At 64.2% G+C, this 15,153-nt stretch carries 10 protein-coding genes; 6 read left to right on the forward strand and 4 right to left on the reverse strand.

The genetic code is table 11. The features are described 5' to 3' along the window. Positions 1-264 precede the first annotated feature (264 nt). On the forward strand, positions 265-1,803 hold the full coding sequence (locus P2G67_RS15560) for a trimethylamine methyltransferase family protein (RefSeq protein WP_275824187.1): 1,539 nt from the start codon (positions 265-267) through the stop codon (positions 1,801-1,803). A 16-nt stretch (positions 1,804-1,819) separates the two neighbouring features. On the opposite strand, the gene P2G67_RS15565 is transcribed toward P2G67_RS15560, so the two are convergent. After that, the gene (locus P2G67_RS15565) at positions 1,820-2,848 is read right to left on the reverse strand and encodes a fatty acid desaturase (protein WP_275824189.1); all 1,029 of its coding nucleotides are present in this window, start codon (positions 2,846-2,848) and stop codon (positions 1,820-1,822) included. A gap of 200 nt (positions 2,849-3,048) precedes the next feature. On the opposite strand from P2G67_RS15565, the gene P2G67_RS15570 reads away from it, so the two are divergent. From P2G67_RS15570 to P2G67_RS15580, 3 genes are read left to right on the forward strand one after another with little or no spacing between them, the layout of a single operon-like run. Further along, a complete protein-coding gene (locus P2G67_RS15570) occupies positions 3,049-3,924 on the forward strand; it encodes a helix-turn-helix domain-containing protein (RefSeq protein WP_275824191.1) in 876 nt (291 codons plus the stop codon). Continuing rightward, entirely contained in the window at positions 3,921-4,361 is a 441-nt protein-coding gene (locus P2G67_RS15575; RefSeq protein ID WP_275824193.1) for a GFA family protein, read from the forward strand. Before P2G67_RS15570 ends, P2G67_RS15575 begins: the two co-directional genes overlap by 4 nt. An 11-nt stretch (positions 4,362-4,372) precedes the next feature. Beyond that, positions 4,373-5,179, forward strand: a complete 807-nt coding sequence (locus P2G67_RS15580; RefSeq protein WP_275824195.1) for a phosphate/phosphite/phosphonate ABC transporter substrate-binding protein — start codon at positions 4,373-4,375, stop codon at positions 5,177-5,179. Here P2G67_RS15580 and P2G67_RS15585 read toward each other — a convergent pair. From P2G67_RS15585 to P2G67_RS15595, 3 genes are all read right to left on the reverse strand, one after another. Continuing rightward, positions 5,161-7,059, reverse strand: a complete 1,899-nt coding sequence (locus P2G67_RS15585) for a propionyl-CoA synthetase (protein WP_275824197.1) — start codon at positions 7,057-7,059, stop codon at positions 5,161-5,163. The two genes, P2G67_RS15580 and P2G67_RS15585, sit on opposite strands and share 19 nt — an antisense overlap. A gap of 113 nt (positions 7,060-7,172) precedes the next feature. Further along, complete coding sequence (gene fixJ, locus P2G67_RS15590) at positions 7,173-7,784, reverse strand: response regulator FixJ (RefSeq protein WP_275824199.1); 612 nt, start codon at positions 7,782-7,784, stop codon at positions 7,173-7,175. After that, a complete protein-coding gene (locus P2G67_RS15595) occupies positions 7,777-9,633 on the reverse strand; it encodes a PAS domain-containing sensor histidine kinase (protein WP_275824201.1) in 1,857 nt (618 codons plus the stop codon). The genes fixJ and P2G67_RS15595 overlap by 8 nt, the downstream gene beginning before the upstream one ends. Positions 9,634-9,961: 328 nt before the next feature. Here P2G67_RS15595 and P2G67_RS15600 point away from each other — a divergent pair, with 328 nt between their 5' ends. Continuing rightward, on the forward strand, positions 9,962-10,645 hold the full coding sequence (locus P2G67_RS15600) for a helix-turn-helix domain-containing protein (RefSeq protein ID WP_275824203.1): 684 nt from the start codon (positions 9,962-9,964) through the stop codon (positions 10,643-10,645). Between the two features lie 140 nt (positions 10,646-10,785). Continuing rightward, complete coding sequence (locus P2G67_RS15605) at positions 10,786-15,150, forward strand: peptidoglycan-binding domain-containing protein (RefSeq protein WP_275824205.1); 4,365 nt, start codon at positions 10,786-10,788, stop codon at positions 15,148-15,150. Positions 15,151-15,153: the final 3 nt, after the last annotated feature.

A 15,153-nucleotide genomic window follows, 5' to 3' on the forward strand; every position in this document is an offset into this window, starting at 1 on the left:
CTATCGTTCCGGGCCGGCGCAGCGCGCCGGCCCACCCCTAGCAACCCTCCCCAAGCCTTGCCGGCCGGGCATCCCAGTGATGCCCGGCCTTTTCTTTTGTTTGGTTCGTTGCAAGCGCAGGGCGTTCGGTTACTGCAGCGATCCTTGAGATAAAAATTGCGAGGCGTCGCAGTCAGGCAAGCAGCCTGTGGGCAGGCTGCGAGATTGCTGATAGAGAGCAAGACAGACCGGCCAGCAGAGACCGGCAGCAAGGGGAGGGCGTGCATGACGCAGGCAAGAGGCAGACGGCGCGAGGGCGGGCGCGTACGCAGAACCGTTGGCGGGATCAATCAGCTCCCCTGGCGCGCCCTGGAGAACCATCAGGCGCCGATGGATCTGCTGGACCAGGAAGCGCTGGAGGCCATCCACACCGCGTCGCTGGAGATCCTGGCCGAGGTCGGGTTGGATTTTCTGCACCCGGAGGCACTCACCATCCTCAAGGAGGCCGGGGCCGACTGCGAGGCCGGCAGCCAGCGGGTGCGTTTCGATCCGGCACTGGTGGAGGAACTGGTCGCCAAGGCGCCCGCGCGCTTTCGCCTGCACGCGCGCAATCCCGCCCACAATCTCCAGATAGGCGGTTCGGCCATGGTGTTTTGCTCCGTGGCCAGTGCACCCAATGTGAGCGACCTGGTGGGCGGGCGCCGGCCGGGCAACTATCAAGACTTCTGCGATCTGGTGCGCCTGATGCAGGCGCTCAACATCGTGCACCTGTTTGGCGGCTACCCGGTGGAGCCGCAGGATCTACCGCCGGAAACCCGGCACCTCGATGCCCTGCAGGCCCTTGGCACGCTCTCCGACAAGGTCTTTCATGCCTATTCGCTGGGGCGAACCCGCATTCTCGATGCGCTGGAGATGACCCGGATTCTGCGCGGCATCGATGAGACGCAGCTTGCGCGCGAACCCAGCCTTTTCACTGTGGTCAACTCCTCCTCACCCCTGCGGCTCGATGGGCCGATGATCGAGGGCATGCTCGAGATGGGGCGACTGGGCCAGCCCGTGGTGCTCACCCCCTTCACCCTGTCGGGCGCCATGGCACCGGCCAGCCTCGCCGGCGCGCTGGCGCTGCAGAATGCCGAGGCATTGGGGTGCATTGCCTTTGCCCAGGCGGCCAATCCGGGTGCGCCTATGGTCTACGGCGGCTTTACCTCGAACGTAGACATGAAGTCCGGTGCCCCGGCCTTCGGCACACCGGAATATGCGAAGGCCGTGCTGGTGGGCGGGCAGCTTGCACGACGCTATGGCCTGCCGTATCGCAGTTCGAACGTGAATGCTTCGAACTGCGTCGACGGCCAGGCGGCTTATGAGTCGATGATGTCGCTCTGGCCGGTGACGCTCGCGCACAGCAACATGGTGATGCACGCCGCCGGCTGGCTCGAAGGGGGACTGGTGGCCTCTTTCGAGAAGGTGGTGCTCGATGCCGAGATGCTGCAGCACATGGCCGAGTTCCTGCAGCCGCTTCCGGTCAATGAGGAAGAGCTGGGGCTCGAGGCGGTGCGCGATGTCGGGCCCGGTGGCCACTTCTTCGGTACGGCGCACACTCTGGCGCGTTATGAGCAGGCCTTCTACGCGCCCATCGTGAGCGACTGGCGCAATTTCGAAACCTGGCGTGAGGCCGGGGCGGAGGATGCCACCCAGCGGGCTCACCGCCTCTACAAGCAACTCCTGGCCGATTTCGAGCCGCCGCCGCTGGATCCTGCCATCGCCGAGGAGCTGGAGGCCTTCGTGCAGCGCCGCAAGCGCGAAGGCGGTGCCCCGCCGCTGTGATGACGGTGTCGGTGCTTTACTGGGGGTGTGACTGCAATGGTGGCCGCGGCAGGGCAGAGGCTGCGCCGACGGTCTCGCTCGAACTCGGTAGCGGTGCCAGGTCGAAGAGCCCGGGGTGCACGATCCGCTCTTTCGGCCAGAGCAGGTAACGGGCCGCGATCTCAGCATAGCCGGAGAAGCGATAGCCGCCATTGGCTGCCAGCAGCCGCGCCTTTTCCTGGCGCCAAAGCGCGGGCAGGCGGAACCAGGGTTCGTTAGGTTGAGCGTGGTGCAGGGCGTGCAGGTTGTTGTTCAGATAGAGCAGCGCCATCGGCGCGGCGGCCTCCACGACCACGCTGCGCTCGGACACCGTGGGGCGTGCCTGGTGCTCGGCAAAGGAGCGCAGCAGTGTGAGAGCCGTGCCGGGATAGACGAAGAGCAGCAGATAGCTGAGTGGCGACAAGCCACAGACACCAACAACCCAGCCCAGAACCAGCCCGCTGCCAAGCAGATTGAACAGCCAGGCGCGCCACAGCAGTGAACCGCTGACAAGGGCGAGGATCTCGCCCCACAGGAAACGCCCAACCACCAGCGGCGGCCCCAGAACCAGACGGCCCAATAGGCAGTTGTTGATCCAGAGCAGCGCCTGCCGCGCCTTGCCGGCACTGGCCCAGCGCTCCGGCGTCAGATACCAGGACTCCGGGTCGTCCAGCGGGTCAGTCAGGCGTTCATCGTTGTGGTGACGGATATGGCTGCTGCGATAGATGTCGAAAGGCAACCAGAGGCCAAGGTTGGGCAGTATGAGGAGGCGGTTGAACCAGTCATAGCGGCTGGGATGGCCGTGCACGATCTCATGCTGCAGCGAGCCCTGCCAGGCAACCAAGTATCCGCCCAGCAACGCCAAGCTCCACCAGGGAAGCGGATCATGAAACCAGGTTACAAGCCCAAAGGCGCCATATATCGCCAGTGCAACCAGCAGCGTCGGCCAGCCAAAGGGGCGCCGCGTGCTGGAGGGGCTGCCAGACTGATGTCGGCCTGATTCGAGGGGGTGTGCTGCGATGTTCATGATGGGCTACGTAATGAGACAAGATGTCCGTTTGTTGAATTAATGCCGCGTGTGTTGATTATATACAGCATACGGCGTTGGCGTGCAAGGGTGCGCTGCTGTTCGCTGGCTTGGAGCAGGGGACGTTCTGTGCTGCGGTATGGGGAGGTGTTCGGAGTCATCTGGTCCGGTGTGAGGACGAGCCTTCAGGGGCGGAGCTGATGGAAAGAGAAGAAACGGTCGAGCAGTTTCGCTTGAGACTGCTCGAAGTTCTGGAGCAATCGGGTCTGAACCGGGCCGCCTTCGCGCAGCGCATCGGCCTCGATCGCTCGACGCTGACCCAGCTGCTTTCGCCCGAGAACCAGCGTCTGCCGCGGGCGGAAACCGTGGTGGCCATCGCGCGGCAAGCGCAGGTGAGCTGCGACTGGCTGCTGGGCGTGAGCCAGGACGCGCGGCCCGGCGCCGAACTGGTCCAGGCCGCGATGGAGATCGAGGCAGGCGCCGGGAGCCCGCTGGATGCCAGACTGCAGCGCTGGCACGCGGAGGCTGCCGGCTACAAGATTCGCTATGTACCGACCACGCTGCCCGACCTGCTGAAGACCGAAGCGGTCATACGCTATGAGGTGGGGGAGGATGGCTTGGTACACGACCGCCAGCGCGAGCATGCCGAGGCGCGGCTCGCGTACAGCCGTCGCCCGGAAACCGAGATGGAGGCCTGCTGCGCCCTGCAGACCGTGGAGGCTTTCGCCCGTGGCGAGATGATCTGGCGCGACCTGCCGGTGGCCGACCGGCGCGAACAACTTGTGCAGATGATCGAACTGGTGGACGAACTCTATCCGACCTTCCGCTGGTTCCTCTATGACGGGCGCCGGCGCTTCGCCGCGCCGATGAATGTCTTCGGGCCGAAGCGGGCGACGCTCTACATCGGGGACATGTTCTTCGTCTTCAACGCGACCGAACAGATCCGCGTGCTCACGCGCCACTTCGATGATTTGATCCGTGCCGCCGTGGTGCAGCCCACGGAAGTGAAGGGGTTCCTCGGCGATCTGCTGCAGGATCTGGATAAGGGCCGGAAAGGCAGGCAGGCAAAGGCATGACCTCCACAACCCACAACTATCGCGGGGGCTGCCACTGTGGCGCCGTGCGCTACGAGACCGACGGTCCTTTGCGTCCCGTCGTCTATTGCCACTGCCGGCAGTGTCGACGGATTCACGGGCACTTTGCAGCCTATAGCGCTACGCCGCGCGCTGCGTTGCGCTTGCTGGAGAGCCGGGGATTGCGTTGGTATGCCGCCAGCGCACATGCGCGCCGCGGCTTCTGTGCGGAATGCGGTGCGAGCCTCTTCTGGGAGCCCAAGAGCGCGGACTATGTTTCCCTTGCCGCCGGGTCTCTGGAGGAACCCACGGGCTTGGGGGCAGAAGCGCACATCTTCGTTGCCGACAAGGGCGACTACTATGAAATCGCGGATGGACTTCCGTGCCACGCTGGGGCGCCAGACGATAGCCTGCCTGGGCTGAGCGTCGCGAAGACGTGAGCCTGTCGCCCATGCCGGGACGCCGCAGCGGCGGGTTGCCCATGTACGATCTGCCGGAACTGATCGGGCAGACCGATGCCTGGTGGCTCGGGCTGGTGCATCACCTGGAAGCGGCGGGGCTGAAGGGGCTGCCTGAGCGACCCTGCCGGCCGGATGCGCCGGAGGAACTGTGGCTGGCGCAGGATCTGGCGCTCGCCCAGACCTGTGGCTATCCCCTGACCCATGCCCTGGCGGGCCGCGTGCGCTATGTGGCCACGCCCTGTTACGGAGCGCCCGGCTGCGAGGGCCCACTGTATTGCAGCGCCATCCTGGTGCATGCGGATGCGAGGATCACAGGTCTGGCCGACCTGAAGGGGCGCCGCGCCGGGGTCAACGACTGGCACTCCCAGTCGGGCATGAATGCGCTGCGCCACAGCCTGCTGCCCTACGCAGGGTCGGAGCCGTTCTTTCGGGAAGTGCGGGTTACCGGCAGTCACCGCGCCTCCCTCGCTGCGCTGCAGGCGGGGGAGGTGGATGTGGCCGTGGTGGATTGCGTCACGCTTGCGCTGCTGACGCGCTGTGCGCCAGCCGAGACTGAGGGGCTGCGCCGCCTGGCCTGGTCAGCGCCGGCACCGGGCTTGCCGCTTGTCACCCGCGCCGCGGCTGGAGACGCGGAACTGGAAAGCCTGCGCAGGGGCCTGGCTGCCGCCTTCGCCGACCCGGTGCTGGCACAGCACCGGGCGGCTTTGGGCCTGACCGGGTTGGTAGTGCTTCCCTTAGAGTCCTACGACGTTATTCCGGCCATGGCCCAAGCAGCGCCTCAGGATTTCTGGGGATAACCCAGCGTCTGCAGCGCTACCTCGATCTCGCCCAGAATTGCCGGGTCGTCGATGGTGGCCGGCGGCGTATAGGTCTCCGCATCGGCGATCTTACGCATGGTGGCGCGCAGGATCTTGCCCGAGCGTGTCTTGGGAAGCCGCTGGACAACGGTGGCCGACTTGAAGGCCGCCACGGGGCCAATCTGCTCACGCACCAGTTTGATGGCTTCGGTGACAATCTCCTCTTCCGGGCGATCACAGCCGGCGTTGAGCACCAGGAAGCCCACGGGCAGCTGCCCCTTGAGACTGTCGTGCACACCGATCACTGCGCACTCCGCAACGTCCGGATGGGTCGCAAGGGCTTCCTCGATCGCACCGGTGGAGAGGCGGTGGCCGGCCACGTTGATGATGTCATCGGTGCGGGCCATGACGAAAACGTAGCCGTCTTCGTCGAGGTAACCCGCATCGCCGGTCTGGTAGAAGCCGGGATAGGTCGAGAGATAGGTCTGCTCGAAGCGCTCGCGCGCGTTCCAGAGCGTTGGGAAGGTGCCTGGCGGCAGTGGCAGCTTGCCGACGATGGCGCCGATGGTGTTGGCCGCCACCTCCTTGCCTTCGGGATCGAGCACGCGCAGATCCCATCCTGGGACCGCGCGGGTGGGGGAGCCCGGCTTGACCGGCAGCGCTTCGATGCCCATGCAGTTGGCTGCGATGGGCCAGCCGGTTTCCGTCTGCCACCAGTGGTCGATCACCGGCACCTGCAGCTTGTCCTGGGCCCAGAGCAGGGTGTCGGGGTCGCAGCGCTCGCCGGCCAGGAAGAGGGCGCGGAAACGCGAGAGGTCGTGCTTGGCGATGAGCTCGCCCCGCGGGTCCTGCTGGCGGATGGCGCGGAACGCGGTGGGCGCAGTGAAGAGAGTGACCACGCCATGCTGGGCGATGACCCGCCAGAAGGCGCCGGCATCCGGCGTGCCCACGGGTTTGCCTTCGTAGAGGACGGTCGTGGCGCCGTGCAGCAGCGGTGCGTAGACGATGTAGCTGTGGCCGACCACCCAGCCGACATCAGAGGCCGACCAGTAAACCTCTCCCGGCTCGATGTTGTAGATGTTCTTCATGGACCAGGGCAGGGCGACGGCGTGGCCGCCGGTGTCGCGCACGATCCCCTTGGGCTGTCCCGTCGTGCCGGAGGTGTAGAGGATATATAGGGGATCGGTGGCCGCGATGGCCACGCAGTCGGCAGGGGGTGAACCACTCACCGCCTCCATCCAGTCCTCGTCGCGCCCTGGCTGCAGGCTGCAGTCCTGCTGCGGGCGGCGGAAGATCAGGCAGCTCTCCGGCTTGTGCCGGGCTTCCTCAATCGCCCGGTCGAGCAGCGGCTTGTAGGCCACCACCCGCTCCCCTTCGATGCCGCAGGAGGCGGAGAGCACCAGCTTGGGCGCGCAGTCATCGATGCGCTTGGCCAATTCATGCGCGGCGAAGCCGCCGAAGACGACCGAGTGCACCGCTCCCAGTCTGGCGCAGGCCAGCATTGCCATGACCGTTTCCGGGATCATCGGCATGTAGATGATGACACGGTCCCCCACGCCCACGCCGCGCGCCTTAAGCGCACCTGCCAGCTCCGCCACGCGGTCACGCAGTTCGCGATAGGTGAAGCGCGCCACGGTGTTGGTGACCGGGGAGTCGTAGATCAGGGCGCACTGCTCACCGCGGCCGGCTGCGACGTGGCGATCCAAGGCGTTGTGACAGGTGTTGATGCGGCCGCCGGTGAACCAGCGATAGTGCGGTGCGTCGCTGTCATCGAGCACGCGGTCCCAGCGCTTCTCCCACTCCAGCGCCTCCGCGGCCTCGGCCCAGAAGCCTTCAGGGTCGCGCAGGGAACGGGCATGCACTTCGTCGAACTCACCCATGGCCAAGGGTCCTCCCGGGGTTGTTTACCTCTTGTCCTGGAGTGTTGCGCAAAAGGCCGGCCGGGTAAATCGGCATAACCAGTTCGGAGTGTGAGCAGGCTGGTGCTGCTTGCTTACACCTCGATGCCGGCCTGTAGCGCCAAGCGCACCAAGTGGGACAGGCTTTTGGCGCCCATCTTGTCCATGACCCGGCTGCGGTGCACTTCCACAGTGCGTGCCGAGATGCCGAGTTCAAAGGCGATCACCTTGTTGGGCTGCCCGAGAACGAGCTGCTCCAGCACGTCGCGTTCGCGCGGCGTGAGGCTGTCCAGTCTCTCGACGACCTCAGCTCGTTCTTTGGTACGCCCCTGGCGCTCCTTTTCATAGGCCATCATGCGCCGTACGGCTTCCAGCAGGAGTGACTCCGTCAGGGGTTTCTCGATGAAGTCGAGTGCACCCGCCTTCATGGCACGCACCGCGATGGGCACGTCGCCGTGGCCGGTCATCACCACAACGGGCAGTTCCGATCCTTGCTGGCGCAGGCGGTCGAGCAGTTCCAGCCCGTCCATACCCGGCATGCGCACGTCGAGCAGCAAGCCACCGCGCAGGGTGGGGCTCCAGGCGTCGAGAAAGAGTTGGGCCGATTCAAAGCCGATGGTGGTGTAGCCCTCGACCTCGAGCAGCACGGCAAGCGAATCCCGCACCGCCGGGTCATCATCGACAATGTAGATGGGATGGTCAGTCATACGTCGCAGCCCGCTTGTCCATTACTGGAAGGGAGACGCGAAAGCGTGTGCCGCCTCCCTCGACCGGTTCCGCCCGAATCTGCCCCTGGTGGGCGTCCAGTATGGAGCGGCAGATCGACAGTCCAATCCCCATACCGTTAGCCTTGGTCGAAACAAAGGGCATGAAGAGCTGGTCGGCCACCTCGGGATCCAGTCCTGGCCCGCTGTCGCTCACGCTGAGCTCCACGTTATCTGCTGTGGTGCTGGTTGAGACCAGCAGACTGCGGTGGTCCACGGCCTGTAATGCTTCGATGGCGTTGCGCACAAGATTGAGCACAACTTGCTGCAGCTGGGTTGCGTCGGCGAGGACCAGCGGCAGGTTCTCCTGAAGATCGAAACGCACCTCAATGGCCTCTTCCCGTGCGCCGATCAACGCCAAGCCGGAGGCCTCGCGCACCACCGCATTAAGGTCGGTGGGTTGGAGCTCGCTCTGCCCTCTTCCAATTAGTTGCCGCAGTCGCCTTACGATCTGTCCGGCGCGCTCGGTCTGCTCCACCGCGCGGTTCATCAAGCCAATGATCCGCTCGGCCTTTTCATCCTCTACGCCGTCCAGCATGCGCCGGCTGGCGTTCACGTAGTTGGCGACGGCGGTCATCGGCTGGTTGAGTTCGTGCGCGATGGCGGACGCCATCTCGCCCAGTTCGCTGATGCGGCCAATGCGATAGAGGTGGTGCTGCAACTCTTGCGCCCGGGCTTCGCTGCGGCGGTTCTCCGTCATATCGATGCCGGTGGTCACGAGATAGTGAGGAACGCCCTTGTCGTCCTGAATGGCGGCGGTGGACCAGGAGACAAGCCGGACTTCGCCGCCCTTGCAGAGCAAGCTGCCCTCCCAACGGTTGGGCACCTGTGCGTCGAAGGGGCCGCGCTGCAACAGGCCGTGCAAACTGGTGTTCGCGTCGGGGATCAGTTCGAGAATGCTGCGGCCGACCAGTTCGCCGGCGCCGTAGCCGGACAGGCGCTGGCAGGCGGCATTGCTGCGCACCACGCGGCCTTGTTGGTCGAGGACGACAACCAGGGCCTGGGTGGTGTCCAACATCGCTGCAATGAAGTTGCGCTCGCTCGCTACGGCCTGTTCGGCGGCCACGCGTTCGCTCATGTCATGAATGAAGCCGGTGAAGAGCCGTTGCCCGGCCTGGGTCACCTCGCCCACCATGAGGTGGACCGGGAAAACACTGCCATCCTTGCGTTGTGCCTGAACCAGTCGCCCCAGGCCAATGATGCGCTTTTCCCCGGTGCGAAGATAACGCTCAAGATAGCCGTCGTGCTTCTCCCGGTCAGGGGACGGCATCAGCATGCTGACGTTACGGCCGATCACTTCGTCGGCGCGGTAACCAAAAAGCTTCTCGCCCACCCGGCTAAAGGACTGGACGATGCCTTTCTGGTCGATGGTGATGACGGCATCGGCCGAGGTTCCGATCACGGCCTCCAGGCGTGCGCGCTCTTCACGCAGTCGTTCGTCCTTGCGCGTCCAGAGCAGGCCGAGCGTCGCCGTTGCCCAGATGGCAACGAGTGTCAGCAAGCGGTTGCTGAGGCCAAGAAAGGTCGCTGGCGTGGATTCCGGCGCTGTCGCCATCACGATGTAGCCGACCAGAGTCAGCGCGGAGGCCGTGGTGGCGGAGGCAATGATCGCCTGCCGCCAGGGCAAGAGACTCGCCAGCATCACCGGCAGCACGTAGAGCACGCCGACGGCGACACCCATCTCCGACAAAAGGTCAAACACGAAAGTGACCAGCAGCGCCAAGCCTGCCAGTCCAGCAACCACGGCGGGTTTGGACTGCCAGCCGTGTGTGCGCTCATGTGACAGGCCCATGCAGGCGTTCCCTCGTTTGAGGCTTGCCATGCCACGATAGGCGGCTTGCCCGGAAGCGACAATGCTCCGCAGGCTGTCTACGGGCCTCGCGGAGGCGCCTGCAGGCTTTGGGTAAAATGAAGGGGCAGGGTCGCTGGTGAACCGATCTAAGGGAAAACCCTTAGTGGTCATTCCCAACTATCGGCATGGTTTGTCCGCTGGTTATCCCTGACGATGCTCATGCAGCCAAATGTCCAACGGGAAAAGGACCAGCACCATGGCCATCCAGCTTGCCAGCGTCAGTCCCAGTGAGATTGACCCCCTTCCCGTATCCCTTCCCCAAAGGAGCATGCCGCAGCGCACGGACGCCGAAGCGGGCTGTGCGCTTTATGGTAGTCTGGGCCTGGAGGATCGTCGGCGGCTGCAGTCGCACAGCGCGCCCGTCGAACGACGGGCCGGCACCCTTGTCTTCGAGGAAGGCGACGATGCCGCGCACATCTATATTGTCGCGGCCGGTGTGGTGCAGGAATACAAGATGATGCCCGATGGCCGGCGCATCATCACCGCCTTCCACTACCCGGGTGAGCTCGTTGGCTTGACCTTCGGCGCCCGTCATAGCTGCTCCGCCGAGGCAGCCACGCACGCTGTTCTGCGCCGCTTCTCCCGGCAAACCCTTTCCGACTTCAATGATCGCTTGCCGGGCTTCGGCCAGGGACTCCTGTCCCACCTCAGCGATGAGCTTTCCGCGGTGCAGGGGCGCCAGCTTCTTTTGGGACGCAAGACCGCCGTGGAACGGGTCGCCTCTTTCCTGCTGGAGCTCGCCGAGCGGGCGGCCCGCAATGGCGATTCCACCACCTATCTCTGGCTGCCCATGCGCCGTGAGGCCATTGCGGATCATTTGGGCCTGACCCTGGAGACGGTAAGCCGCGTCTTCTCCCGCCTGCGCCGCGAGCACCTGATCTCGACCGAGCGCAACGGCTGGATCGAATTGCTGGACCCAGAAGCCCTGAGCGAGATCGCCGAGGGGGATTAACCGATCGATCCCGACCGAAAGGGAGCGAGATTCCTTTCGCTTCCCCGGTTGCTACGCAGTAGTACCCCCTTCGCATAGCTTGTGCCTGCGCGCCGCTGGCCTGACCCTGATCCTGCTTGAGGCAGGTTCGGAGAGAGGCGATGCGCCGTCTGCTGACGATGTTGGCACTTCCCGTTATTCTGGCTGCGCTTCTGCCTGGAACAGTCGAGGCGCGCCGCCTGCTCCAGGATGGCGCCATCGAGGCGCATGTTGCCGACGGCGAGTGGTGTGCGGAGCGGATTTACGTCGAACTGCGCACGCCTGTGCGAGAAAGCTTTGCCGGCGATGCCTTTCAGGTGCGTCGTGCCGTGGCGATCCTGGGCAGTTTGCTGCCGCTGGAGTGTCCTCAGGCCCGTGAGATGGAGCTGGTCGGCACGGTCGGCGGCACGCCGGTGTGGCGCGCGGCTGCCGGAGCCGCCTCTGGGGAGTTGCGGGTGTTGTCGACGCCCGCTCAGGGCGATCTGGTGCCGCTGGACGAGCGACAGCGCACGCTGGAAATCCAGAGCACTCTCAACAGCCTCGGCTTCGATACCGGTTCACCCGATGGCATGGCCGGGCCGCGCACTCGAGCGGCGATCCGCGCCTGGCGGGCGTCGCGCGGACTGGCAGGAAGCGACAGGCCCTCAGCCGACGTGCTGCTCGCCCTGCGACGCGAGCGCGGCGCAGCCTCCGAGGCGCCGGAAGAGGAACTGGCGGAGTTGGCAACACGCCCGCCGGCTGTCATCTCACCCGTCGCCGAAACGGGTCCTGTGACGGCTCCGGTGCCGACAGCACCGACAGCTACACCTGCTCCGGCTGCGTCGGGCAAGCTCCAGGACTTTGCGGCCGCTCACAATCTCGTGCTGGTCAACGGTCGAGTAGCGCTGCCCGCCGGACATTGGTCGCCCCAGCGGATAAAGCAGAGTGAGCCTGCTGGACTGCTGGACCGCTTGGCCCTGCGTGCTGCGCCGGAGATGACGGCTGACGACTCCGCAGCCTTAGCCTACCTCGAAATGCTACCGCGCGAAGTGCGACGGCGCATCATCAGCGGCGCATTGACCGAGATGACGGAGGGCCAGCATCGGACCCTGGAGATGCGCGCCTGGAGCCTTAAGACCTGGGATATGCGGCGTCTCGGACTAAACGAATTTGAGTATCAGCGATTGCTGCAGGGCTATAGAAGCGAGGGGCAGCCCAGGCTGATTTCCGAAGCCCCTGAACTGCCGCTGCCGGCGCTGATCGTATGCGGCGGTGAACTGGGAAATTATGATTTCGAGCAACAACGCTTCACTCTGGAACACAGTTGCGCCGACGTGAAAACTGGGTCGCAGCGGGTCTACGCCCAGCTTTTTCTTGCTGGTGCTCCCACCCACATTGACAAGACGCCGGAGGAAGCAGAGTTGCTCCGCGTTCGGCTCGAAAATGGAAACCGGCTCTATGCGGCGGTTGAGGTACAGATCGTTGGCATTGCACCTAAAGAGCGGCGGAACAATGCGTTTGATCTTACGCTCTCTCCCCAAACCCTCATTTTCTACGAAGACGCAGAGCTGCAGGTTGAGCTTGCGCGTGTTGGTTTCGATGCAGGCCCAGAACAGCTTGTGGCGGACGGGCCGATGCTCGACCCGCGCCGTCTGATCGTCAAGAACGACCGCCGCTGGGAGGGTAAGGATCGAGAGCTGTTGGAGCATCATCTCGCGATGCTGGCTCTGACAGTTGCTCCGGGCATCCTAGATTCAGATGAAGGCGCTTTTAACTACATGGCGCGACTCAACGCCGAGCAGAAGCGACGTTTGGCTGAAGCAGCGGGTGTCGATTACGAGACGATCTTCGGGAAAGGCGACCGGGTTGCGCAGCAGGTCCGATACAATCTCGACGAATTTGCGCGCCGACGGCTGCTCCAAGCCTTCCGCGAGGAGTTTTCAGCGCACCTTCTAGAGGTGACGCCCGAGTTGCCGCTGCCCCTGCTGCTGTACTGCGATGTGGGTCTAGGCGAGTACGATTTCGAGCGATCGTTCTTTCCATTCTTCCAACCTTTGGACAGCTCCTGCAGCCAACTCAATGCTTTTCGCGAAAGCGGCTTCAGGACGGTTGTCCCCCTGGATGGCGCGCCTTTGGGCATTGCCGTTGGTATGGATGAGGCGGTGTCCTTCCGCGACGAGCACCTGATCGAGCGGAGACAGGTGGGAAAAAGGGTTGTAACCGGACGTCCAACTGCCCGCCTGGGCATCGAGATGTCACTCTCGACGGTGTTCCCAAGCAGTGAGCAGAGGATCCGACACCAAGTCTTCAACGCAGAGATCAAAGTTGAAGGCATCGTGCTGTTCTCGGCCACCGACAGCGATCGAACCACGCCGCTGCGCAGACTGGACTTCCAAGTCCATGACCCGGCTTCGGTAGCGTCAGAGCCGCTTGAAGTACCGGAACTGACCGACAGCGCAACGCTCATGCTTGCGATGCTGAAAGCGGGATTGCTCGAACCATCCGGCGAGGATTGGCGGCAATGGGCGGGTGCCAGGGTCCGGGCGGAAGCGGGAGGTAAAGAGGCCATCTGGCCCAGCTTCTTTGGTGGCAGTATCGAGGTGCGGGGGCAGGGCGGTCCGGAAAATCGAATCAGCGACGAACTGCTTAGTCTGTTTGAGCAATGGACTCGTAAACGCGCGGCAGCCCTGCCGGCGACCCTGCGTCTGGAAACGGGTCCCACGAAACTGACGTCCGCGCAGCAGGCTGAGGGGCGCTTGCCGTTGCTGACCGTCAACAGCAGCCAGGATGAACGGACTCTCGCTGAGGAACTCGGCGTGCCTCACGATTACCTGTACCTGCAAAGGCTAAGAAACGAAGACAAGCATCCCCTCCCAATCGATACGCTGGCGCTGGTCTTGCCAGCAGCGGCGGAGTCCTACGCGATCGATCTGCAAGGCACGCCGATGCTCCCAAACCTCTCAGTGCGACCACAGTTGCACCTGACCTTCGCTAACCCTCGTCTTGTGCAGCTGAATCGACGTTCGGTCCTGCTCCTGGATGCAAAGCCGGGCGTGGCGCGGCTGCTTGCGCGTGAAACTGGCGAAGAACTGGCGCGCACCGAGTTCCAGGAAGAGCCGGAGGCCAAGCCGGAAGCAATCGCGTTTCCGCCAGAGGGTTACATGGCTGTTCTGCATGCACGCATGGCCGGCGGTGATGCTGTGGAGATGGTCTACAAATCATATGGCAGTCGGTTTGACGCTTTCACTCGACGCCAGCGTGCGGAGGAAGCGGTAGCGACAGCACGAAACTTCGATCCGGGGGATGAAGGCTTCTGGGTGGTCGGAGACGTGACATTCAGCGAATACGACTTCGGCACGGAACGCTTTCCCGTCAGAGCTCTCTCCCTGGATGACCATGAACGCAGCTATGGAAGCACCATCACTCTAGCGGCTGCCGATCGTGCGCAATTCGATGTTCTGATGACGCCTGATGAAGCCCGTCGATGGCAGAGCGACAACGCTTCCCATCCCCGGTACGCACTGCGTGCTCGCGTGGTGGCGGAGGGCGCGACGTCGAGACGGCTGCAGCTACGCGTCCTGGAGTTCGAGGTGCTGGATCGTGATGCGACCTTGTCGGTGCGCGACGAACGAGTGCTCTACCGCGGCACCCTCGATCAGAAGGAGGTTCCGCACACGCCTGCGATGGCGGGGGATCAACCGGATGCTGATGCGGCCGCGGGCGAGGCGGAAGGCCGGGCCGAACCGCTCGCCATTCTCGGCGTGTCGCTTGGCAGCCCGCTGGATGATGCCATCGAGCTTCTGACCCAGGAATTCACTGATGCGGAAGTCTTTGGCACCGAGCGTGCGGAACGCAGCGCCGCACAAGAGGGCAATCTCTGGGACTCCTTCAACGAAGCGTTAATGGTCCGCTCCGGCGATGGCCGGGAGGCGGTGATGGTCTATAGCGAACCTCCAACAGCTGCCGAGCGCGTGACGGCTCTCACACGATGGGTTGATTTCGGGACGAGCGGTCCGCCGCTATCGAATGTAGAAGAACTGCTGACCAAACACTACGGGAGTGCCGACATTCGCTCCGACGCGACAACAGCCGTGCTCCTCGCTTGGCATGCTGATCGCGAGAAGGCCGATCGCCGCTGCCAAAACAGTCTCTCGATGTTGGCGCGGCAGGAATGGCGAGTGGACCATCATCCCTGGCAGGGGACGGAAGGGGCTCTGGAACTGCCACGGGCACACGCTGCCCATCCCGGCGGCGCAGCCCGCACCATTTCGCAGAACGGGGCTTTCCCCTTCAGGGTGAGCGGCTTCATTGGGCCGGGCTTAAGCGGCGCCCGCTGCCCCGAGACCCTCTTCGCCCTCATCGTTGCCGGGCCGGATGGGCGAGCGCTGCGCCTCCTGACCGGGCTTGCCGATCCCCTTGCCCTGGAGGAGACGGTCGAAGCCAACCGTTCCAGCATGATGCAAGGCTCCGCTAGCGAGAGCACTGCCGAAATCGACCTGAAGTTCTGAGGA

Origin of the sequence: Aquibaculum arenosum, from assembly GCF_029222965.1 — a bacterium.
GTDB classification, from domain to species: Bacteria; Pseudomonadota; Alphaproteobacteria; order Kiloniellales; family DSM-21159; genus Aquibaculum; species Aquibaculum arenosum.